General features: G+C 55.7%; 23 protein-coding genes. 14 read left to right on the forward strand and 9 right to left on the reverse strand.

What is annotated here, in order from left to right; all coding sequences use genetic code 11:
- Together NE584_RS04635 and NE584_RS04640 are read right to left on the reverse strand one after the other, a co-directional pair.
- Positions 1-590 (reverse strand): dipicolinate synthase subunit B (locus NE584_RS04635; RefSeq protein ID WP_256181980.1); only part of this gene is annotated, 590 nt, incomplete at its 3' end.
- A gap of 23 nt (positions 591-613) precedes the next feature.
- Complete coding sequence (locus NE584_RS04640; RefSeq protein WP_077138730.1) at positions 614-1,492, reverse strand: dipicolinate synthase subunit DpsA; 879 nt, start codon at positions 1,490-1,492, stop codon at positions 614-616.
- A 263-nt stretch (positions 1,493-1,755) separates the two neighbouring features.
- On the opposite strand from NE584_RS04640, the gene NE584_RS04645 reads away from it, so the two are divergent.
- Complete coding sequence (locus tag NE584_RS04645; RefSeq protein ID WP_050623813.1) at positions 1,756-1,995, forward strand: TnpV protein; 240 nt, start codon at positions 1,756-1,758, stop codon at positions 1,993-1,995.
- A gap of 1,011 nt (positions 1,996-3,006) precedes the next feature.
- On the opposite strand, the gene NE584_RS04650 is transcribed toward NE584_RS04645, so the two are convergent.
- The 5 genes from NE584_RS04650 to NE584_RS04670 form a co-directional block, all read right to left on the reverse strand.
- Positions 3,007-4,953 (reverse strand): hybrid sensor histidine kinase/response regulator, encoded by a 1,947-nt coding sequence (locus tag NE584_RS04650; protein WP_108980795.1) that lies wholly within the window; start codon positions 4,951-4,953, stop codon positions 3,007-3,009.
- Positions 4,950-6,104 (reverse strand): PAS domain-containing protein, encoded by a 1,155-nt coding sequence (locus NE584_RS04655; protein ID WP_157954729.1) that lies wholly within the window; start codon positions 6,102-6,104, stop codon positions 4,950-4,952. Before NE584_RS04655 ends, NE584_RS04650 begins: the two co-directional genes overlap by 4 nt.
- A gap of 144 nt (positions 6,105-6,248) precedes the next feature.
- Positions 6,249-6,704, reverse strand: coding sequence for a PleD family two-component system response regulator (locus NE584_RS04660; RefSeq protein WP_108980797.1), 456 nt, complete (start codon positions 6,702-6,704; stop codon positions 6,249-6,251).
- A 14-nt stretch (positions 6,705-6,718) separates the two neighbouring features.
- Positions 6,719-7,087, reverse strand: a complete 369-nt coding sequence (locus NE584_RS04665; RefSeq protein ID WP_108980798.1) for an Hpt domain-containing protein — start codon at positions 7,085-7,087, stop codon at positions 6,719-6,721.
- Positions 7,088-7,612: 525 nt separating this feature from the next.
- Positions 7,613-7,777: a hypothetical protein gene (locus tag NE584_RS04670; protein ID WP_157954731.1), complete on the reverse strand. Its 165-nt coding sequence runs from the start codon at positions 7,775-7,777 to the stop codon at positions 7,613-7,615.
- 22 nt (positions 7,778-7,799) lie between these two features.
- On the opposite strand from NE584_RS04670, the gene NE584_RS04675 reads away from it, so the two are divergent.
- On the forward strand, positions 7,800-7,985 hold the full coding sequence (locus NE584_RS04675; RefSeq protein WP_050623817.1) for a hypothetical protein: 186 nt from the start codon (positions 7,800-7,802) through the stop codon (positions 7,983-7,985).
- A 166-nt stretch (positions 7,986-8,151) separates the two neighbouring features.
- On the opposite strand, the gene NE584_RS04680 is transcribed toward NE584_RS04675, so the two are convergent.
- Positions 8,152-9,051: a PAS domain-containing protein gene (locus tag NE584_RS04680; RefSeq protein WP_108980799.1), complete on the reverse strand. Its 900-nt coding sequence runs from the start codon at positions 9,049-9,051 to the stop codon at positions 8,152-8,154.
- Positions 9,052-9,093: 42 nt separating this feature from the next.
- Positions 9,094-9,558: a sporulation initiation factor Spo0A C-terminal domain-containing protein gene (locus tag NE584_RS04685; protein ID WP_157954732.1), complete on the reverse strand. Its 465-nt coding sequence runs from the start codon at positions 9,556-9,558 to the stop codon at positions 9,094-9,096.
- Positions 9,559-9,839: 281 nt separating this feature from the next.
- On the opposite strand from NE584_RS04685, the gene NE584_RS04690 reads away from it, so the two are divergent.
- From NE584_RS04690 to NE584_RS04745, 12 genes are all read left to right on the forward strand, one after another.
- Positions 9,840-10,574 carry an XRE family transcriptional regulator gene (locus NE584_RS04690; protein WP_050623820.1) on the forward strand — a complete coding sequence of 245 codons (735 nt, stop codon included), beginning with the start codon at positions 9,840-9,842 and terminating at the stop codon, positions 10,572-10,574.
- Positions 10,575-11,218: 644 nt separating this feature from the next.
- Complete coding sequence (locus NE584_RS04695; RefSeq protein ID WP_133248304.1) at positions 11,219-11,476, forward strand: hypothetical protein; 258 nt, start codon at positions 11,219-11,221, stop codon at positions 11,474-11,476.
- 137 nt (positions 11,477-11,613) lie between these two features.
- Positions 11,614-11,844, forward strand: a complete 231-nt coding sequence (locus tag NE584_RS04700) for a hypothetical protein (protein ID WP_108980802.1) — start codon at positions 11,614-11,616, stop codon at positions 11,842-11,844.
- A 470-nt stretch (positions 11,845-12,314) separates the two neighbouring features.
- Positions 12,315-12,944: a transcriptional regulator gene (locus NE584_RS04705; RefSeq protein WP_108980803.1), complete on the forward strand. Its 630-nt coding sequence runs from the start codon at positions 12,315-12,317 to the stop codon at positions 12,942-12,944.
- Between the two features lie 37 nt (positions 12,945-12,981).
- On the forward strand, positions 12,982-13,923 hold the full coding sequence (locus tag NE584_RS04710; RefSeq protein ID WP_157954733.1) for an ornithine cyclodeaminase family protein: 942 nt from the start codon (positions 12,982-12,984) through the stop codon (positions 13,921-13,923).
- A gap of 57 nt (positions 13,924-13,980) precedes the next feature.
- On the forward strand, positions 13,981-15,657 hold the full coding sequence (locus NE584_RS04715) for a peptide ABC transporter substrate-binding protein (protein ID WP_050623825.1): 1,677 nt from the start codon (positions 13,981-13,983) through the stop codon (positions 15,655-15,657).
- Positions 15,658-15,740: 83 nt separating this feature from the next.
- Positions 15,741-16,661: an ABC transporter permease gene (locus NE584_RS04720; protein WP_050623826.1), complete on the forward strand. Its 921-nt coding sequence runs from the start codon at positions 15,741-15,743 to the stop codon at positions 16,659-16,661.
- Positions 16,662-16,671: 10 nt separating this feature from the next.
- The gene (locus NE584_RS04725; protein WP_108980806.1) at positions 16,672-17,601 is read left to right on the forward strand and encodes an ABC transporter permease; all 930 of its coding nucleotides are present in this window, start codon (positions 16,672-16,674) and stop codon (positions 17,599-17,601) included.
- Between the two features lie 12 nt (positions 17,602-17,613).
- Positions 17,614-18,654, forward strand: coding sequence for an ABC transporter ATP-binding protein (locus NE584_RS04730; protein WP_108980807.1), 1,041 nt, complete (start codon positions 17,614-17,616; stop codon positions 18,652-18,654).
- Positions 18,647-19,606 carry an ABC transporter ATP-binding protein gene (locus NE584_RS04735; protein ID WP_050623829.1) on the forward strand — a complete coding sequence of 320 codons (960 nt, stop codon included), beginning with the start codon at positions 18,647-18,649 and terminating at the stop codon, positions 19,604-19,606. Before NE584_RS04730 ends, NE584_RS04735 begins: the two co-directional genes overlap by 8 nt.
- Before the next feature lie 14 nt (positions 19,607-19,620).
- Complete coding sequence (locus NE584_RS04740; protein ID WP_256182001.1) at positions 19,621-20,445, forward strand: hypothetical protein; 825 nt, start codon at positions 19,621-19,623, stop codon at positions 20,443-20,445.
- Between the two features lie 13 nt (positions 20,446-20,458).
- The gene (locus tag NE584_RS04745) at positions 20,459-22,252 is read left to right on the forward strand and encodes an amidohydrolase family protein (RefSeq protein WP_108980809.1); all 1,794 of its coding nucleotides are present in this window, start codon (positions 20,459-20,461) and stop codon (positions 22,250-22,252) included.
- Positions 22,253-22,255: the final 3 nt, after the last annotated feature.

Consider the following 22,255-nt stretch of genomic DNA (forward strand, 5'->3'; position numbering starts at 1 on the left):
GCTCGGGGGGCGGGGGGCCCCAGCAGCACCGGCTGGAGCTGGCGGCCCTCCAGGGCGGCCTGGGCGGCATCAGCCACCAGGGAGAAGTCGGCCACCAGGGAGGCGGGCTTCTCCTCCGGGTCGTCCTGCCGGAAGGGGACCAGATAGATGTACTTCCGGGACATCAGCTGCCCCAGGTTCCGGGCCGAGGCGGCCAGCCCGTCGTTGGTAGAGGGAGCCAGCAGGATGGGGCGGCAGTTGCGCAGGTGGGCCTTGGCGGCCAGGGTGACGGTGGTGTCGGCGATGCCGCAGGCCAGCTTGCCCAGGGTGCTGCCGGTGCAGGGGGCGATGATCAGCAGGTCCAGCAGGCCCTTGGGGCCGATGGGCTCCGCCTCCTTCTGGGTGGCGATCACCCGGTGGTCGCAGATGCGCTCCATCTCCCGCATCAGGTCGTGGGCGGTGCCAAACCGGGTGTCGGTGTCTGCCACCACCTCAGAGACGATGGGGATGACATGGTCATACCGGGCCTTCACCGCCTCCAGGGCCTCCATGGCCCTGTGGTGGGTGCAGAAGGAGCCGCACACCGCGAATCCCACAGTTTTATGTTCCATATTGCAGCCTTCCTTTCCAGATATCACACGTCCAGCTCGTGGAGCATGTTGTAGATGGTGCTCCGAATGGCGCCGCCAGCGGTGACAGGGGCCACCTTGCCGGGGAGGGACAGGGCCCAGATCACCTGACGTCCCAGGCGGTCGGCGGCCTTGCGGTCCACCCCGCCGGGCTTGGAGGCCAGGTCGATGATGAGGCAGTCGGGCCGCAGATCTTTCAGTTCCGTCTCCCCCAGTACCGGGGCGGGGACGGTGTTGACCACCAGATCGTAGCCGCACAGCCAGCCGTCCAGACCGCCGATCTGCTCTGCGCCGTAGCCCTCGCTCTCCGCCAGAGCCAGCTGCTCATACCGCCGGGCGGCCACGCTGACCCGGGCTCCCAGGGCGGCGAAGCGCCGGGCCGCGGCCTGCCCAACCCGGCCGAAGCCGGTGATGAGCACCCGAGCCCCGTGGATGGTGACAGGCATCTGCTCCATAGCCAGCTGGACCGCCCCCTCCGCCGTGGGGACTGCGTTGGCCACCGCCAGCTCCTCCCGGGCGAAGTAGTCCCGAAGGATCAGCCCCCGGGCGTCAGCCATAGCGGCGGAGACCGGGTCTACCCGGCCGCCGCACAGGATCTGGGGGGGTGAGAGGGCATCCAGCAGAGAGGCCAGGGGAAGGGCAGAGCGGGTAAGGGGGGTGTTGACCATCCCCTCGGCCCCGGCCACCGGGAGAGGGAGGACCACGCAGTCTGCCCGGCCGATCCCGTCCAGCGAGTCGGCCAGGGTCAGGTTTTCCGTGGGCGTGACCACGCTGCCGCTCAGGGCGTAAGTATGGACGCGGTGGCCGTCCTCCGCCAGCAGGCGGGCCAGACAGGCTTGGCGCAGGTCCCCGCCCAGCACCCAGAAATTCAGTTCACGTTTCATGGCGTCAGCCTCCATTCTTTGCTGGTTCAGTCTATGACGGGGGAGAAAAGGGGGTTCCGGGGCCGGAGAGTGGCTGTCAGGGCCCACTTGCTGGGAAAGTAAAAAATGCGGAGCGGGGCGCGGCATTTTCCGTGGGCTTTCCGGGGGATTTTCTTTGCAATGCGGGGGTATTTTGCTATAATATACTATCTATCGGTATGGACAGATCGAAAATCTTCCGACATCCACGGGGGAGGGACCGCTCTCCCGCGGAGGCGAGGTGTGTGTTTGTACTTAAAAGCATTGGAGACCAGCACCTGCGCGCTGTGTCCATTTTACCCAGGCCGCCCGTCTGGCGCTCAGCGTTCTTCAGGAGGGGCGGACATTATCATCCAACAGATGGCGAGGCGCAGGAAATCACCGAAACGATGAAAGCCGCCGATCAAATGACATGGAGCGGTAAGATGAACAATATCCGAGCCGGTGCAATGGAAGTTGTAGACAAGGAGATCATATACACATAAAGTGAAGTGACAGCGGAACAATGCCCCTTTTATCGTATTTCTGAGGTGTTGGCTCACCCGACCCGATTTCTGGTGGCTGACAGCAGATGCAGAAATCCTATATGCTCTGACGCCAGACCGCATGGGGCCATGCCTGATTATCCCTGTTTGTTGAGTGTGGTATGCAGCCCATAAGAAGGTGCGTCTTTACTGGAAGGGCTGAGATAACAGTTCTTGGAAGAGACTGTATTCAAAAACTGATGCCAGCTATCCACATACCGCTCATACTGAGAGCGCTGCGTGTGTGTTTTGTCATGCCAGGTGCATTCCTGCGCCGTATAAAACTGGTTCCAGTAGTGATTTATAGAAACACCCCAGCGGGGTATCTTGGGATGTGGTTGCCCAGCCCTTGCGGTGGCTTCTGTCAGGCCCAAAGCGCACAGTACCTAAACCCGCAGTTCCCCGACTTCACAGACTGTTCTGTAGACGGATTATATGAGTGTGCCGCCCTGACCCAGTGGTTCTGGAGTCGAGCAGAAGAGGCTGGAGGGCGCTTTGACCGCCGCAATGGCTGCCCCAATTACCAGAAGACGTTGCGGGCGGTGCGGAGGGACTGAGCAAAACTATGATCTGATGGAATTGATACAGTCTTCTCTCATCAAATTCGTCAGTGCTGACGGCTTTGAGAGAGCCAGTCACAAAATACAGATTTCAGTCTGAGACAGAAAAATGGAATAAATAAAAAGTTACCGAGAACCGCAGCTCCGGGGTTCTCGGTAACTTTTTATTTGCCTTCATTTTTGAAAACTATTCTGCGACAGAGCCTTTTCTTTTGAAGCTGTCAATCGACCTGCTGGCGAAAGGCTCCGGAGGAGAAGGGCATGAAAGAAAACCATCTGGCTCTTTTCTGCAGAGTGAGTAAAAGGAGCCGAACATCCCTCACCTTTTGCTGTGCTTATTCTGACAGTGATACAGTGCTGAAGTTTGCGATTTGCTGCTCCATGGCAGTGAGACAAACGCATTGTTTCGCTCTTAACGACGGGCTGGATCATTTTTCTTCAAATATTTCGACACTGTACTATACAGCAGATCCATCTCAACAGGCTTCGAGATGTGAGCGTTCATTCCGGCCTCCAAAGCGTCACGCACATCCTGAGCAAACGCATTTGCCGTCATCGCAAAGATGGGGATGGATGCTGCGTCTGGATGAGCGAGCTTCCGAATTTCTCTCGCTGCCTCATAGCCATTCATCACCGGCATCTGTATGTCCATGAAAATTGCATCGTATGTTCCCGGCTCAGACTGATCGAACTCGTTGACCGCCTGAAGGCCGTCACACCTAAGTGTAAATGTGGCTCCCCACATCTGAAGCAGCTCTCCCAGTATCTCAGAATTGATCTCATTATCCTCTACCAGCAGGAAATGATAGCCGGACAAGTCACCAGGCTCCACCTCAACGGGCACATCCCGGCAGTATTGTTCCTGATCAGAGGGAAGATCAAATTCCAGTTCCACCTCAAACTTTGTCCCTTGACCCAGCTTGCTTTCTACTTGGATCGTGCCGCCCATCAAATCGACCAGTCCCTTGGTGATGCTCAATCCCAGGCCGGTCCCTTCCACCTTGGAGACCTTTTTGCTCCGGTTAAATGGTTCGAACAGTCGGTTGAGGAATTCATCACTGATGCCGATTCCGGTATCCTGAACTGTGAAGCGGTAGCGTACGCATCCGTGCCTCTCTACATTGATCTCCTCAACACGGAAGATGACCATACCGCCCTCCAATGTGAACTTGAAGGCATTGCTCAGAAGATTGATCAAGATCTGCTTGATTCTCAGCGCATCGCCGGTAAATTTGATATGCTGGAACACACTCGTCTCAATTTTGAAGCACAGGCCTATGTTTTCCGCCTGAGAGGTCATAATAGAGGATATATTTCCGATCAGCTCCTCAATATGGATCGTTTGAAGGTTCAGATGTATTTTAGACTGTTCGATCTGGCTCATATCCAGAATGTCATTGATCAGGCTGAGTAAATGCTGGGATGACACAGAGATCTTGTACAGATAATCCTTCAGTTTGTCGGTGTTATCCAGGTTCGCAAGGGCCAAGGTCGTCATACCAACGATCGCATTCATGGGCGTACGGATGTCGTGGCTCATCGAGGAGAGGAAATCACTTTTCACCTTACTCGCGTTTTCCGCTTCGCGCAGTGCTCTTTCAAGCTCTTCCTTTGCCTTTCGCTCCGCGTTCAAGACGTCCGTTACATCCGCCCGAATGAAGCAGACCCGTCCAAGCCGCAGATCGATGGCCGAAATGTGCATTTTTTTCGTTCGGATCTCACCGGCGGCATTGTACACAGAATAGATGAAGGAGTAGCTTCCCTGCCCCTTTAACCGTTCCAACATCGTGGCAGGATCCAGCATCTTTTCTACATATCCCTCTTCGCCCCAACCCTTCGCCAGTGTTCCTTCCACGACTTTCCGGATGCGCTCAGAATTACAGCCTGTCATCTCAGGGATATTGTCATCTCCACCGCTCACGATCTCATATTGGTCGGTAAGAAGATCCACATCCGCCACCAAGTCATATTTCGCAGAGGACAGCGTTAAAAATATCTTATCTCGTATCGTCTCCTTCGTGATGTCCGTCACAGTCAGGATACCAGTAATATCTCCTGTATCCGGCATCTCTACTAAACGCACCTTAAATTGGACATATCTTCCGGCACGCTGCTTCGGGAGGTCGATAAAGCAGGGCATGACGATTTCTCTGTCGCCGGCGGCATAGGCTCTTTGAGACGGTTCGTTCAAATATTTGGAGTAAAAGGTCTTTCGCTCCTCCTGATCGACGATCAGGGTCCCCAGCCCTGTGAAAAAATTTTCCCGCTCCGAACCAAACAGGGAAAGAAGGTCGGAGTCTGTGTGGTCCACGATCTCAAGGATCTGATTTTTTGTAATATTACAGTGTCCAAGAATCAAAGCATCCGGTCCGGCCAGTTGGTAGTGCTGGTAGATCTGCTCCTGATACTGCTGGCGCAGCTGCTCCCTGACCCTTTTTCTTCGGTCACATCGTGATAATCGGCATAGACCCTTACACAGTCGCCGTCGCACTGAATGACAGACACCTTGGTCTTGACCCAGATGTACTCCCCGTTTCCCTTTTGCAGGCGATACTCAAGCTCATATTTCTCGCGTTTTTCGCTGATACAGCGATCCAGATTCTCACGAACGAACGCCTGATCGTCCGGATACACGCCGGCAAGGGCGCTCTCCTGATACATGGCCCAGGCGTCCTCATGGCGCATACCCAGCATTTCTGAAAAGCCTTCTGAGAGATACTCCGGTTTGATGCTTCCGTCTACATCATGTCGGATCACGGCCATGCCGCCGGGAAGATATTTCACCGCAGTCTGAAAATACTGCTCCAGCCGCTCCTTTGCCCTGCGTTCTTTCAGTTCCTCAGTCGTATCGCGTACATATTTGATGTACGCCGGGGTCCCATTCCAGTCTGTTACCCGGGTCCTCGTCGTATAGGTCCTTCCGTTCAGTTCGTGGACTTCCACACCTTCCGATTGTGCAGACGCGCCTGAATACAGGGAGCAGAACTCACATGGTTCTGTTCTGCCGTGCAGCACCTCGTAGCATTTCCCGGCTGGGAAGGCGCTCTGTGCTCCGCCCCTGGATTTCAGGCTGTTGGCATACAGGAGGTCGTAGTTTTCCGAATCGATCACATAAATATCGTCCGCCGATTCACTGACAATGTGCTGAAACAGCTGGACCTCCGGAGATAGTCCGGAGAACAGCACCTGGAACTCCTCTCCCACCATCCATCCCACCAGATGACACCAGATCTGACGCCCGCCCTTGCTTTTCAGCCAGAAATGCGTGCTGAGCTCTGTATGCTCTTCCCGCGCCATGCGCAAGGCTTGTTCCACCTGCTCCCGGTCGCACTCGCAAACGATCTGCAGGGCGTTTCCACGGGTAAGCGCTTCAAATTCCGACCGATCGCCGCAGATCAGCTTTACAAGCGTATCAGAGCAATACTGAAACACAAATTTGTCCGTGGACCCGTCATAGACAGCAAGGCCTCCGTGGAGCGCATCGATCCCTCTGTTTTGATTCTGATTCATAAACGATCCTTCCTGCCTCTCAGTTTTCACGTCGGATGTGGAGTTTTTCAACGCGCATACCTCTGGACACAGAGCCACGCGCATCGTCTTTTTGTCGACCTGCTTACCGGCCGCTGAACCCACAGGAAAGCGTCAAAGGGAGGCTCACGGCAGGACCTCGTTGAATACCTGGTCGATCCGGCTGTGCAGCGTCTGCAAGGTCTTTTGTAAGTGCTGGTTCTCCGCTTTCAGATCCTGGATAAACAGCTGGCGCTTGATCTTCAGCCGCAGCAGCTCTGCATTCACAGGCTTCTGAAGAAAGTCTGACGCTCCGTTGGTAAAGCCCTCCAGTTCAATATCCACGCCCTCCAGGCTGGTCAGGAAGATCACGGATATATTGGACCAGTTTTCAGATTTTTTCAGCACCTTGAGCAGGTCCATGCCGCTGACGCCCGGCATCACCATATCCAGCAGGATCAGATTCAAATCTGGCGAACGCTGAAGCTCGCCCAGGGCCTCTACTCCAGTATTGGCGCTGACCACCTCAAATTCTGGCTCCAGCAGAGCCTTGACGATGGCCACACTGGTCACATCGTCGTCTACGATCATGATTTTTTTCATCCGCGTTCCTTCTTTCAACCGGTTTGTTCCGCTAGGAACTGGGTGATGCTCTGGGTGACCCTGCGGTACTCCTGGGTAAGTTGGCGTTGATAAGTTGTCAGCTCACTAGGGGGCACAGCGGTTCTGATCTGCTCCAGATATTCGGCAGACAGCTGGCGCAGCGGCTCGATACCCAGATTAGCAGTCAGGCCCTTCAACGTGTGAACATGGCGCTCCAACGCCTTCATGTCACGAATATCATAGGCATGGGCCAGGGCGCTGAAGGTCGGGTCCTGTGGAAATTTCAGGATAAAGCGCCTCAAAATCGACTCCATTCCTCCCAATCTGGCCACAGTTGCCGGTGCATCTACCCCGATTCGCTCCAGCAGTTCATGAAATTCCATACAGTGTCACTCGCTTTCTAACAATCGAGCTGCGCTCTCTTCGCAGAGCATTTGAACCCGATGTCTGCTCACAGTTTGTCTTTATCTAATTGTAACAGTATTTTTACGATCTGTATAGATAGGAAATCTCAAATTCTACAAAAAGTTACAGTATGTCTACAAGGGAGGAGACGAGATTGTTCTGCATAAAAATGATCCGGCCCTGTACGGAAGCGCACTCCACAGATCTAACTTAAGAGTATGGCATTGATAATTGAACAAGATATACCGGCCAAAGGCAAAAGGAGTATTGATTTTCAGATAAAATTATGTTGCACATATATCACCTATCACCGAGCTCATTTGCGCTTCTGATGATCTTAAGACAGTACAATATCTGGAAGGTCATGAAAACAGCAAAATAACAGCGGACTTTGCATTAAGGTGAAGTACAGTAAACCACATCACTTCCCTCGTGTTTACCGGAGAATGTTATAATTGATGTAAGCACCGAATGACCGTGAGGCTGTGCGGTGTGTTTTGCTGTCAGCCTTTCGGGTAAGCCTCCACGATACATCCCTCCATCTCCCGGTTGTGTCCCAGCACCCTGCGGAGCTTGGCCTCATCCAGCGGGCCGATGGAGCTGACGGTACGGAGGAGTTGGTTCAGGATGTTCCTGCTGCTGCGAACTTCATAGACCAGCGTTGGCATATCAACAGGAGGGGCTTCCTAGATGGCATCGCGGTTGATGCACTGCCGGATGAACCGCTTATGGGAGCCTCGCCTGCTTCTGTACTGGTCATTGAGACGGGAGAGCTCCTTGTTAGACGGACAGATGACGATCTGGTTGCTCGCCTCAAAAGATATGGCACCCAAGGATATGCAGGAGCTGCTGGACAAGGCAGCCTGCGGGGAGTAAAAGTGTTCCCCTGTTTCAGCCTGTAAGGTCAAAAACAAGGGAAACTATATAAGACTCAAACATTGATATTATAAGCGATTATCGCTCACTATGGGGATTTAAAACTGACTCTGCCTGGCTCAGACGATAACAAACAAATATTCGGTCCGGTCCTGGGGCTGAGATTCTAATTGATAGGCTCGCAATTTTGGACGCAAAGTGCGCGCTGGCGCCGACTTTTACAACAGAGACGTTCCTCCATGAACTTTTGATGCGAAATGTCAATGACCATGCCAGTGAGAAGCATGTCCCCTTGCTGCTCGGAAAAGGAGCCATTCATCAACAGCCATACGACCTCCCCATCGGGACGAACTACACGATATTCTAAGCTGATCGTTGACTCCCTCTGTTTTATGGCGTTACGCAGCCGCTGCTCAATCCAGGGAATATCCGAGGGATGTACCAAGTGGATCGCTTGGTTATTTAATTTGTTGCGGAATGTCTCCCTTGTAAAGCCATGCAGAGCATAGTAGTGATCGTTCGCATAGATCAAGGTAAGATCCCGATCCGTTCTGGCACGGAAAATTCCGCCCATCGGACATTGAACGATGGACTCCAATTCAGCCTGCGCCTCCATTTGACCGGTGATGTCCAAGCATAGGCTGACCAGTACTGATGCGCCATTGGGTAAGACCGTCTGTACTCCTGTCTCTTTTACCCAGATATAGCCTTTGCCTCTGCACAGCATTCTATATGCCGTTGTATAGTTATTTCCAACGAGAAGGGCCTGTGCGATCTCTGCCTTTACATTTTCGCGGTCCTCTGGCCGAAGGCAATTGATCATGGCTTTCCCGACAGCGGCGATGAGATCCGTCTGGCTTGGATAATTCAAAAGAGACAGCATCTGTTCATCAATGTAATAGAGGGGGAAGCCCGGAGCATTATAAGTAATCATAATACCGCCGAACATACATTTGCTCAGCAAATCCAGCATTGCTTTTTCTATACAATGCTCAAGCTGTCTCTTCTCGTCAGGTTTATGAACGAAGCACTGCGAAGGGGCTGGCATTTTCAGATCACTCTTCATTCCCACATAACTCTCCCATATACATATTGAATAGGGCTCTCCTTACACTGCTGTTTTTTGAGAGACGGCACTTAATGCAGCCTGCCGGATCGTAGAGGTCAAAACTTTCATCTCAGCAAGGATCTCGTTGTATATCTCCGCACGGCATACGGACATATTATTGCATAAAGCTGTCTCTCTCTGATGTGAGTCCTGTTTCCACCGCAGAAACAAGACTTTGAGTTGATTGGAGCTTTGGGTATTGACGGGGTCCAGATAATGCCCCGCCAATTTCGAATCCCCGCGTGTCAGGGCACCCTCAAAAGCGTAGCGTATCCCGCGCTCTACCTGTGCGAAACTGGCTCCGTTCTGCTTGGCTATCTTTGCGTATAACGCACAGATCTTTCCGGAAAAATAGTAGGGATCTTTATCCATGAGTTCTAAAGCATCGTGAATATATATAAACCCTTTTGTATTGACCGGAATCCCTGCGCGCAGCAGAGTATCCGCGATTTCATCGTATATCATAATAAATATCCTTTCAATGATAGATTGCCCAGCCGTTCCTATGGGGGCCACGTACATTTCCTGGTTGACAAGCGCTGTCTTTTGCTTTAGTATTATCGATATACTTAAATACGCCGTTCGTGGTACATATGTCCATGTAACACGTTCAGCACCCTTAGCTTACAACAAATATCTTTGAAAGTAAACCAATTTTTACAAATTTCTTGTTATCCTCTTTTTGCGGGCAAGAGATTTGTGAGGCAGAAAATGGGGATTGTAGCGTCTGATAAGGAGGACCTCACATGAGCCTGGGAGATAGATTACGGCAGAGGAGACAGGAAATGGGCCTCACCAGGCCCCAGCTGGCGGCTAAAATATGCGTGACTCCCTCAGCGATTGCCAATTACGAAAATGGTATCAGCACCCCGAAACCTGATATCCTGATTTCCCTAATCAATGTGTTGGAGGTCGATGCCAATTATATTTACTCCGATTATCTTGGACATAGCCAAGTAAGAAATCTTTATGACCAGGACCTGAATGCGGAAGAAATTGATTCTATTCAAAAATATAAAAAGCTTTCGGAAGAGGGAAAGCGGCTCGTTCGGCTGATTATCAATGAGGAATATGCCCGAACTATTACCAAGAGTCAGCTTACCCTCCCCTGCTATCTGCCTGGTGTGCGTAAGCTCCACACCGGATTTCTCATGCAAACGAAATTGGGCAGCGCGCACATCATGCAAAAAGATCTGCCTGACGGAACCGATTTTTGCTTTCAAATTCAAGTAGATCAATATCTGCCTGTCTTTCGAAAATTTGATATTCTGGCACTCCAGAGAAGACAGGCACGGCACAATGAGATGGGGCTGTTCTGTCTCAATGGCATTTACTATATCCGTACCCTTTTCCAGGAGAAGGGAGAGTGCCGTCTTCGATCTCTAAATGTAATTGATGAGGATATTTTGGTGAAAGAAGCGGATGAATTCCACTGTATTGGTACGGTCCTTGGCCAAGTAAATGCCGTTTTGGAAACTTAAATGAACCCTGCTTTCCGAATGTTTTTGGCGAAAAGAAGGGATCTTCGTTGTGAAAAGCCTTGGGGCTTTTACTTTTTATGCAGATTTTTGATATTAGTAAGAACTTGTAAAATATAAATATAAAATTTTGTATTTGGCCTAACACTACATAAATATAGACAATGGAAGCTCAAAAATTGCACCGCATAGACAAGAAAAGGCCCATCAAAAAGGCTGGCGCTCTCTGCCTGCCCTCTACAAACAGGTATCCCCCATCTATAATGGAGCCATGAGGCAGCTAGAGGGCGGGAGATATATACTGAGTGGCGGCCTGTGAGGATGAGCGTGATGCCTAGGAGCAGATCTGCGACCTGTGCCGCGAGATTCTCACCGGGTTTAAGTCGGAGCACACCATCTCTGCCTTGTCCAGCGCCGGGGAGCTGGCCGCCGCGCCGGACGGCGGGGAGCGGTTTGAACTTCTTATATATGGATATCCTGATGGAGGCCGGACGGGAATGGAACTGGCCTGAGATCCGCGGGCAGAGAATGAACAGACCAGCATCCTCTTCATCGCCAGCAGCCAGGAATGCCTCAAGGACGGCTACTCCGTCCGCCCTATCCAGTACCTCTAGAAACCGGTGGACCGGGCGGAGCTGGCTCAGGCCATGGAGACAGATTTCCGTCTGCACCACCGACCGGACCGGGTGACCCTGCGGCTGGGCAGCAAGACATCGGTGCTGCCGCTGGATACCCTGCTCTATGCCAAAAGCCAGAGCCACGGCACGGTGGCCGCCTTTCCCAACGGCCAGCTGCGGAAGCACAGCAGTGCCGCCGCCACTGCCGCGCACAGCAGGAAAAAAGAAGCATTCATGATCGTATTCGCTTCACGGCGCAGTCCTCCTATCCTCTTTTGTTTGGTATGATTGTACCAAGATGCTGGGCAAGTCCTCATAGTTCCTTCTGGCAGCGACACCTATACCTTCTATATTTCCCTTGGAGCCAACCAGCGCCTGAACACTCCGTCACCTTCTCCTGGCGGGCCATAAGCGGCAGTGTCCAGGTGGAGGGCGGGGCAAAAAACGAGACCCTGGATGGTACTTTCGCGCTGGAAGTAACTGCTGACCGCAGCTCCTTACTGACGAAGGGCAACGGGACCTTTATGGTACAGGTCTACGACCTGGAAAACGCCCCCTTTGAAAACGGCGCCGACCACTGGGAGCAGAGGGTGACGGTGGAGGTGGACAATCTGGCGGTCTATGCCAAGAAAGCGATGGATACTGTTACTAAATAGAAAATTTCATGCCAGAGAAGCAGATGGGTGTATTTCCTGTCCTGCAGCTTTTTATAAAGTAAAGGGTGCTTCGCCCTCCGAAGTCTTATCTAGCCTTACCAGATTCCCCCCGCGCTGCTTGCAGCTCTTGCCATCAGCCACCCGGTCACAGTACCGGGGGGCCTTTTTCATTTTCGGAATGAAATATTTCCAGCACTAGTTACATCGACTGACCTGCTGGCTGTTCTGTTCGGAGTAAAGTGTCAGAACCAACGGCCGAAAATCCAGCAAACTACGCAGCCGGAACAGCCGTTTTTTCTGCGAAGGCAACTTTGTCGGGCCACAGACCCGTACGATATCGGCGTAAACTGCTCGCAAATTTTCGCACTGCTCGACCAATATTTATTTTTTGTTGAAATTATATTGACAATTTGTTGAGATATCATTATAATTACCCCATTACCAATGAGACACAGAAAAGGGGACTGACCATGCGTCAAGAGGAGGCGTTCGAGTTTCTCTGCCGTCTGGCCCAGGGGATTGCCAGTATGTTTGGCGACAGCTGTGAAACGGTAGTCCATGAGATGGAGGGTGAGCGGATGAAGAATCTGGTGATTTTCAATGGTCACGTCTCTGGACGCAGCGCCGGCTCCACGTTGAGTATTTATGGAAGGGATACCATCCAGGATGACCCGGAAGGGACCAGTCTGGATCAGGATTTCCTGAACCAGATGGTAGTGACCCCCAGCGGGAAGAATATCAAATCCTCTACTTTCCACCTGCGGGGCGAGGGGTACCATTATGCCCTTGGCATCAACTATGATGTCTCGGTGATGGGGGCGATGCGCCGCCTGCTGGAGAACTTTACCGAGTCCTCTGGCAGCCTATTGGACTCTATCTCAGAGGACCGCTCTGATTTGGATGCCATCTTCGATGCCTGCCAGGCCAAACTGGACAAGCCCATGTCTCAGATGCGCAAGGGCGACCGAATGGCGCTGGTGGCCCTGCTGAAAGAGAAGGGGATTTTCCACCTGCAGCGCAGCGTCCCCTATGTAGCCAAGCGTATGGGTGTATCCAAATATACGATTTACAACTACCTCAATGAGTTGGAGCACATTTAATGAAGCAGACCATAATGCTGGAGAAGGGGAGACGCCCATGACAATTGTAGAGGCCGCAGAAGTCCGCCAGCGGCTGACCATGCCTGTGTGTATCGACCTGATGCGCACCAGCCTGCGGGAGCTGGAGGCCGGGAATTACACCCAGCCGCTGCGCTCCATTGCCCTGCTGCCAGGCGGAGAGAAGTTTGGGTTTATGCCGGCCTGTTTGGGGGACTGCTTTGGAGCCAAAGTGCTTTCAGCGTTTCCCCAGAATGCGGGAACCAAATACCCATCCCACATCGGCTATGTGCTTCTATTTGAGGGAAAACACGGCAGCTTCCTGGGAATGGCCGACGCGGCGGTCATTACTGAGATCCGTACCGGCGCGGTCTCCGGCGTTGCCACCGACCTGCTGGCCCGGCCCGATGCCCACCGCCTAGCCATTATCGGGGCGGGAGCACAAGGACGGTCTCACTTGGCCGCCATGACCGTTGTGCGGGATATCCATTCCGTGACCGTCTATGATCAAAACACTCAGACGGCCCGCCGCTACTGTCAGGAGATGGAGGAAAAATTTGGTATTCCGGTCACCGCTGCAGACAGTGTCCGGGAGGCGGTATGCGACGCTGACATCGTCTGCACCGTAACGCCCAGTCGGGAGCCATATTTGGAGAGCGACTGGATCGCCCCCGGCACCCATATCAACGCCGTGGGCGCTTTCACGCCCACCACCCGAGAGGTCACCAGTACTCTGGTGGCCAAAGCCAGACTGTACGCCGATCAGGTGGAGGCCATGCGCAAGGAGTGCGGTGAATATCTGGTCCCCCTGCAGGAAGGACTGATCGGTCCGGACCACATTGTGGGCTCTCTGGGCGACGTGCTGCTGGGGCGTGTCCCGGGCCGGAGCAGCGGGGAAGAGATTACTCTGTTTGACGCGCTGGGCCTGGCCGTGGAGGATGTGGCCTGTGTCAAGTATCTGTGCGGCGGAAGCCGCAGCTGAATGGCTGGCCCCATGACCCGACAACAATAAATTTATCTGAGGAAGAAGGAAACCGCCATGAAAAAATGCATTGCCCTGCTTCTGACCGGTGTGATGCTGCTGGGCCTCCTGTCCGGCTGCAACACCTACCAAAATGATGACAGCGCCTCCAGCGCCGGAAGCACCTCAAACACGGCAGATGGAGTCAGCGCCGACTTCACCATGGCCTACAATGGTGTGGTGACTCTGAACCCCATTATGAGCCAGAGCTCCAACGATTTTAACCTTTTCTATCTGACCCAGATCCAGTTGGTGCGCTTCTACGGCGATGAGCTGCAGTACGACGCTGCCGAGCGTTACGAGGTCAGCGATGACTATACCGTCTACACCTTCCACCTGCGGGACGGCCTGAAGTGGTCGGACGGCCAGGCACTTACCGCCCACGACTTTGAGTACGGCGCCTACTGTCTGCTGAATCCCGACATGGGCAGCCCGGCGGCATACAGCTGGTTTGCCATCAAGAACGCCTCGGCCTATAATTCCCGCGAGATCACCGATTGGGCCGAGGTGGGCGTGAAAGCCCTGGACGACCTGACCCTGGAGATCACCCTGGAGCGGCCGCTCAACTCCTTTGACCGCACCATTGCTGTGCGCGGCCTGTACCCCCTGCGCCAGGATTTTGTGGAGCAGGTAGGCAGCCAGCAGCTGGGCTCATCGCCGGAGACCATGCTGTTCTCCGGCCCGTACATCATCACTGACTGGGTGCTGGAGAGCTCCATGGAGCTGAAAAAGAATGATCTCTACTGGGACAGTGCCAATTCCTTCCCCACCCAGAACCTGCACTTCATCGAGGTGGAGGATGACAACACCAAGGTGGCCATGTTCGAAAATGGCGAGGTGGACGCCATTGAGCAGATCTCCAGCCAGTATTTTGGACACCTGAATGAGTACCTGAACTCCTTTGTGGGCGGCGGCATTATGTTCCTGTGGATCAATCAACAGGGTACTAGTCCGGAGACCGCCGCACTGTTGAGCAATCAGAACTTTCGTCAGGCCCTGAACTATGGCTTCGACCGTTCCGCCACCGTCAATGCGGTAAACCCCGGTTATAAAGCCTATAACCGACTGGTGGACTCCAACTTTGCCGGTCCCGACGGCGGCAAGTTTGTGGATGAGTACCCGGTGGAAACGGTGCCTCTGTCCGGCGACGTGGATAAGGCCAAGGAGTATCTGGCCGCGGCCATGGAAGAGTTGGGCTACTCTGATGTCTCTCAGCTGCCCCAGCTGGAGCTGATCACCTGGGATACCTCGGAGCAGAAGCTGCTGCTGGAGACCATCATCGACCAGTGGAAGCAGAATTTGGGCCTGGAGAATATCCAGCTGACCCAGTATGTGATTGGCACTGCCATTGGCAGCTTCTACGACCTGAGTTATGATTTGTTTGCCATTACCTGGGAAACTGACGTGCTGCCCACCGACATTATGGAGGCCATGGTCACTGGCGGCGAGGTCAATTACGGCATCTGGAGCGATGCCCAGTTTGACTCCCTGGTGGAGCAGGCCATCAACGAGCTGGAGCCCGACAAGCAGGCGGAGCTCACCGCCCAGGCCGAGCAGATCTTCCTGGACAATGCGGCCATCCTGCCCCTGTATGAAAACGGCGTGACCGGCGCAGTGCAATCCTATGTGGAGGGCTTCCAGATGTCCGCCACCAGCTCCGGTTATCAGTTCAATCACCTGGTGGTACACAAGTAAACAAGTAGTTTTGCGCAGCGGGGAGCGCGGCGGCTTTTCAGGCCCCGTCTCCCCGCGTATCGTTCTTCGAAAGGAGACCCGCCTTGAAACGATATATTCTAAAGCGGCTGGTGATCTCGATCATCACCATCTGGCTCATTGCCACATGCAGCTTCTTTCTGCTCCATGCCCTGCCGGGGACCCCCTTCGGCACCACGCAGCTGATGAGCCAGGAGATGCGGGACAAGATGATGGCCTACTATGGGCTGGACCGCCCGCCCCTGGAGCAGTACCTGACCTTTCTGTCCAACCTGATTCGGGGTGATTTCGGCTACTCGCTGAAATATGTAGGGCAGTCGGTCAACGGCATCATTGCCCAGACCTTCCCGGTGTCGGCGCAGCTGGGGCTGCAGGCATATCTGCTCAGCTTCCCCATCGGGATCTTTTTCGGCATTATTGCCGCCCGGCGGCGGGGCCGTCCCCTGGACTATGCTCTGGTGGGCTTCTCCGTGCTGGGCGTGTCGGTGCCGGTATTTATTCTGGCATCCCTGCTGCAATATGTATTTGCCACCGAACTGGGGTGGTTCCCGGTGGCCCAGTGGAAGGGCTTTGCCTACACCATCCTGCCCACACTGACCCTGGCCATCGGCTCCATCGCCGGAAAAACCCGCAATATGCGCACGCTGATGCTGGAGGTCATTTCGGAGGACTACGTCAAGACTGCCAAGGCCAAGGGCCTCTCCTCTGCCCGGATCGTCTGGAGCCACCAGATCCGCAACGCCATCATCCCCATGATCCCCTCCCTGGGCATGGAGATCGTGACCATCCTGATGGGATCCTTTGTGGTGGAGCAGATTTTTGCCATCCCGGGTATCGGCGCGTATTTTGTCCAATCGATCCAGAGCCTGGACTACACCATGACCCTGGGCTTAACGGTATTCTTCGGTGTGTTTGTGGTCAGCGCCAACTTTGTGATCGATTTGATTTACGGCCTTGTGGACCCGCGGATCCGGGTTGCGAAATGAGGTGCATTCAATGAACAAACCCGCTTCCTCTCTGACCGAGCAGGATTTTGTCCGTCTGCCCGCTGACCGAAGCATGGCCGACGCCATAGTGCGCCCCAGTGTCAGCTACTGGCGGGACGTGCTGCGCCGTATTCGGTCCGACAAAGTCGCCATAGTCAGTCTGACCTTCCTTGTCATCATCATCCTGATGGCCATTTTTGCCCCCATACTTTCTCCTTACGGCTATGAGACCACCGATCTGCTCCACACCAACCAGCCTCCCAGTGCCGAGCACTGGTTCGGCACCGACGCCGGAGGCCGGGATCTGTGGACCCGGGTCTGGGTGGGGGCACGGATCTCCCTGATTATCGGTCTGGGCGGCGCCATTGTGCCCCAGATCATCGGCATCTTTTTGGGCGGCCTGTCCGGCTTTTTCGGCGGCTGGGTGGATATGCTCATCATGCGCATCATTGACGTGGGCGTGTGTATCCCATCGCTGGTGTATGTGACCCTGATTATGCTCTGGCTGGACGCGGGCCCCGTGGCCATCATCATCGCCATTGCCATTACCGGTTGGATGGACTCAGCCCGCGTCGTCCGGGGCCGGATGCTCCAGTTTAAAAACCGGGAGTTTGTCCTGGCTGCCAGCACTCTGGGGGCCTCCCCCATCCGCATTATTTTCCGGCACATCCTGCCCAATATCCTGGGCCAGCAGGTGGTCAACATCTCCTCTGCCATCCCGGCGGCCATTTTCCTGGAGGCATACCTGAGCTTTATCGGCCTGGGCATCAAATCCCCCATGACGTCCTGGGGTCAGCTGTGCCAGGTGGGCTCGGAGTTTTACCGCCTCTACCCCTACCAGCTGTTTATTCCCGGCGTGTTTATCAGCGTGACCATTTTGGCATTTTATCTGTTCGGCAACTGTCTGCGCGATGCGCTGGACCCCCATCTGAGGGACTAAAGGAGGCGCCTTATGACGAACCATCTTTTGGACGTGCAGGACCTGCATGTCTCCTTTGACACCCACGCCGGCGAAGTCCAGGCGGTACGGGGCGTCAGCTTCTGGCTGGATGCGGGTGAGACGCTGAGCATTGTGGGCGAGTCCGGCTGCGGCAAGTCGGTGACCATCCAAACCATTATGAAGCTGCTGCCCTCCCCTCCATCCCAAATCAAGTCGGGCGCCATCACCTACCAGGGCACCGACATCACCCATTTGAGCGACAAAGCTATGGAGTCCTACCGGGGCAAGGAATTTTCCATGATTTTTCAGGATTCTATGACCAGCCTGAACCCAACCATGCGGGTGGGACGGCAGATGTGCGAGGGTATTTTGCGCCATCAGAGGGTGTCCCGCCAGGAGGCCCAGCAGATTTCGGCAGAGCTGCTGGGGCAGGTGGGCCTGCCCAACCCGGAGCTGGTGGCAAAGCGCTACCCCCATACCATGTCCGGTGGTCAGCGTCAGCGGGTCATGATTGCCATGGCTATGGCCTGCAATCCCAAGATTCTCTTTGCCGACGAGCCCACCACCGCCCTGGACGTGACGATGCAGGCGCAGATCTTGGATCTGATGAACCACCTGAAGGAGAAGCGAGGGACCTCCATACTGCTCATTACCCATGATTTGGGCGTAGTGGCCAAGATGGCCGACCGGATCGCCGTGATGTATGCGGGCAAGATCGTGGAGTACGGCGACGCGCGGCAGGTATTTTACCGCCCCAGCCACCCCTATACCTGGGGGCTTCTGGGGGCCATGCCCAACCTGATCCAGGACGTGAAGAGTGAGCTGTACGCCATTCCCGGCACGCCGCCCGATCTGTATGCCCCGCCCAAGGGGTGCGCCTTTGCGGCCCGGTGTCCCTACGCCATGGAGGCGTGCTTGAAGGAAGATCCCCCGGAATTTGCCTGCGGTCAGGGCCACGGCTCCCGCTGCTGGCTGCTGGACCCAAGGGCACCCGATGTAACGCCGCCGGAGGGCATTCCGCCCCTGCCGAAAGGAGGCAGTGATCATGTCTGATGCAATTCTCCAGGTTTCCAACTTGGAAAAACACTTCCGTGTAGGCCGGGGCAAGATCCTGCGGGCGGTGGACAATGTATCCTTTGCCATCCAGCGGGGCAAGACCCTGGGACTGGTGGGCGAGTCCGGCTGCGGCAAGACCACCGTGGGCCGCACCCTGCTGCGTATCTATGAGCCGGACGGGGGCACCATCGTGTTTGACGGCCAGGACATCAGTAAGGTGACCCGGGCCCAGGCCAAGGCCCTGACTCGAAAGATGCAGATGATCTTTCAGGACCCCTACGCCTCTCTGAATCCCTTTTTCACCGTAGGCGAGATCATCGCGGAGGGCCTGGAGCTGCATAAGCTTTGCGCCAATGCCAAGGAGCGGCGGGAGCGGGTGTATGAGCTGCTGAACATGGTAGGCCTCAGCAAGGAGCACGCAAACCGATTCCCCCATGAGTTCTCCGGAGGCCAGCGCCAGCGGGTGGGTATCGCCCGGGCGCTGGCATTGAACCCGGAATTTATCGTCTGTGATGAGCCCATCTCCGCCCTGGATGTGTCCATCCAGGCCCAGGTGGTCAATATGCTGATGAAGTTTCAGCGGGAGCTGGGACTTACTTACCTGTTTATTGCCCACGATCTGTCCATGGTCCGCCACATCGCCGATGAGACGGCTGTCATGTATCTGGGCACCATGGTGGAATACGGCCCTACGGAGGAGGTTTACGGCCATCCGGCCCATCCATATACCCAGGGTCTGCTCTCGGCAGTGCCGGTGGCCGACCCAGACTATGAAAAGACCCACCACCGCATCCCTATGGAGGGCGAGGTGCCCAGCCCCATCGACCCCAAACCGGGCTGCCGTTTCTGCGGCCGTTGTCCCCGGGCTACCGAGCAGTGCCGCACGCAGACGCCCGCGCCCAAGGACCTGAGCGGCGGACATTTTGCCGCTTGTCATCATCTGGATTAGGAGGAACACTACCAATGAATACAACAGAAATGGTTCAAATTGCCCTGGATCTGGCCCAACTGCAGGAACTGCCTCTGGATTCCTCCGTCACGGTTCCAGGGGAGAATATCACCCGCGTGCTGGCGGGCATTGATATGGGTGCTGCCGAGCTGACTCTGGCCCGCCAGCTGGGCTATGACTGCGTGGCCAGGCACCATAACATGGTGCCCCGCCTGGGTAAGCTGGGAGAGCTGGTTGCCCAAAGCCACTATGAGAAGCTGGTACACTATGGTGTGCCCGTCAACGTAGCCCAAAAGCTGCTGGAGCACCGCAAGCGGGCTACGGAGATCATGTTTCACGGCTCCAACCTGGACGGGGGGCCGTCTGTGGCCCGGCTGCTGGGGATGCCATATCTGGGCCTGCACACCCCTGCCGACCTGCTGGGCGAGCGGATGGTGGAGGCGAAGGTGGACGAGGTCTATGAAGCCAATGACAACCCCACCGTCCAGGAGATCCTGGACAATTTAATGACCATCCGAGAGTATGCCCAAGCCCCCGAGGGCCAGCGCCCTGCCATCTGGGTGGGCGAAAAGGACAGCTACGCAGGAAAGACTGTGGTGGATTTTGCCGGCGGCCTGGGGGCGGAGCTGGACGAGCTGAAGGCGCTGATCACCGCCGGTGTGGGTACCTTTGTCTGCATGCACATGGACGCTGACATCGTCAAAGCCCTGCAGGAGGACAACCGCTGCAACGTGCTGTGCATGGGTCACATGGCCAGCGACTCCATTGGCTTTAACCAGATCCTGGACGCCTGGGAGGCTCGGGGCGTAGAGGTCACCCGCATCGGCGGGCTGGTCTGACAGGAGGCCCGCCATGGCATGGACTTTGATTCGGGGCGGGACTGTGGTAGACGGGACCGGCTCCCCGCCCTTCCAGGCCGATGTGTGCATCCGGGACGGCGTAATAGACGCCGTGGGCCCTGACCTCTCCGCCCCGGAGGGAGCCCAGGTGATGGATGCCGCAGGGAAACTGATTACCCCGGGATTTATCAACATGCACTCCCATTCCGATTGCTCCGCCGCCATGTACCCCAATATGGAGAGCACGCTGGGCCAGGGCATTACCACGGAATTTGCCGGACATTGCGGCCTGGGGGTCGCCCCAGTACAGCATAGTTGGCTCTACATGTTCCCAGAGAAAAAGGCATTCACCAAGGTCATGCCTGAGCCGCCTGGGGGTATTAACCCATATAACGCCTATCTCGTTCCCACTCAGCGGCTGCGGGAGCCCTTTGCCCAGACCTACGGTCAGGAGCTGGACTGGACTACTTATGGCCAGTTCCTGGAGCATCTGCGCCGAGTGGGGCTGGGTGCCAACCTGGCTGTGGTGGCCGGGCAGGCCCAGATCCGTCTGCAGGCCATGGGCACCGACTATCACCGGGACGCCACTGAGACGGAGATCGCCGCCATGGAGGGCGCCCTCAGCGAGGCCATGGATGGCGGCGCGCTGGGACTGAGTCTGGGCCTGGACTATGAGCCGGGCCTCTTTGCCGGGCGGGAGGAACTGCTGCGCCTGATGAAGCTGGTGGCTGCCCGGGGCGGCATCGTCACTGCTCACACCCGCAGCCGCAGCCACCCCTATTATGGCCATGCTCAGAGCTTCCTGGACGGTCTGCGGGAATTTTTGGACCTGGGACGGGAGAGCGGCGTCCGCATCCATGTCAGCCACATACAAAACGGCTACAACGTCACCCCGGCCCACGACGGTTTGATCCGTGCCGCCGTGGCCAAGACGCTGGAGGAGCTGGACCGAGCCCGGCAGGCGGGTGTAAACGTCACCTGGGATGTGATCCCCAAGTACGCCTATGGTCCCTTCCACTACCCTATGGCCGCCTCTCTGTTCCAACCCTACGTGGAGCGGTGTGGGGGCTGTGCCGCTTTTTCCCGGGCGTTGACCCTGCCTGACTTTCGGCGGCAGGTTGTTGAGGAGATCCGGACCGGACGCCATCCGTCTCAGGGGGTCTTTACCCGCTTTGATCCGCAGGCCGACCCAGCCTGGGACACCCGCTACCGGTTTACCCGTGTGCAGCGGGCAGGCTGTGTAGGCAAAACGATTCGAGAGGCAGCGCAGGGGGCAGACAGCCTGGAGCTGCTGCTGGATGTGCTGACCGAAGACCCCTACGCCGCTATGATTTCCCTGGGGCGCCGTCCGGAACATACCCCCGACCGGGACGCCTTTGTGGCCCGAACGGAGGCCACCATTGGTCTGGATACCTGGACCTTGGACTACGACGCGGCCCTGTCCGAGGGCGACCTGCCGCTGGAGTGCGGCTCGCCCGCCACATACGAGGGGATGACCGTGTTTCTGGAGACGGAGCGGGACAAGGGCGCTGCCATAGAAGAGACGATACGCAAGCTTACCGGCAATGCGGCCCGCACCCTGGGACTGACCGACCGGGGCTTTGTCTCCCAAGGTCTGGCTGCCGATCTGTTGGTACTGGACTGGGAGCATTTCTCTGCCAGGGAAAATCTTGCTGATCCCCGACATGGCCCGCAGGGACTGGACTATGTGCTGGTGGCCGGGCAGATCGCCGTGGACCACGGCGTCCATACCCATGTGCGCAGCGGCACGGTTCTGGGGCCTGAACATCGAAAGGGAGAGAACTGAGCT

This window comes from Clostridium sp. DFI.5.61 (genome assembly GCF_024462915.1).
In the GTDB taxonomy this organism is placed as follows: Bacteria; Bacillota; Clostridia; order Oscillospirales; family Oscillospiraceae; genus Lawsonibacter; species Lawsonibacter asaccharolyticus.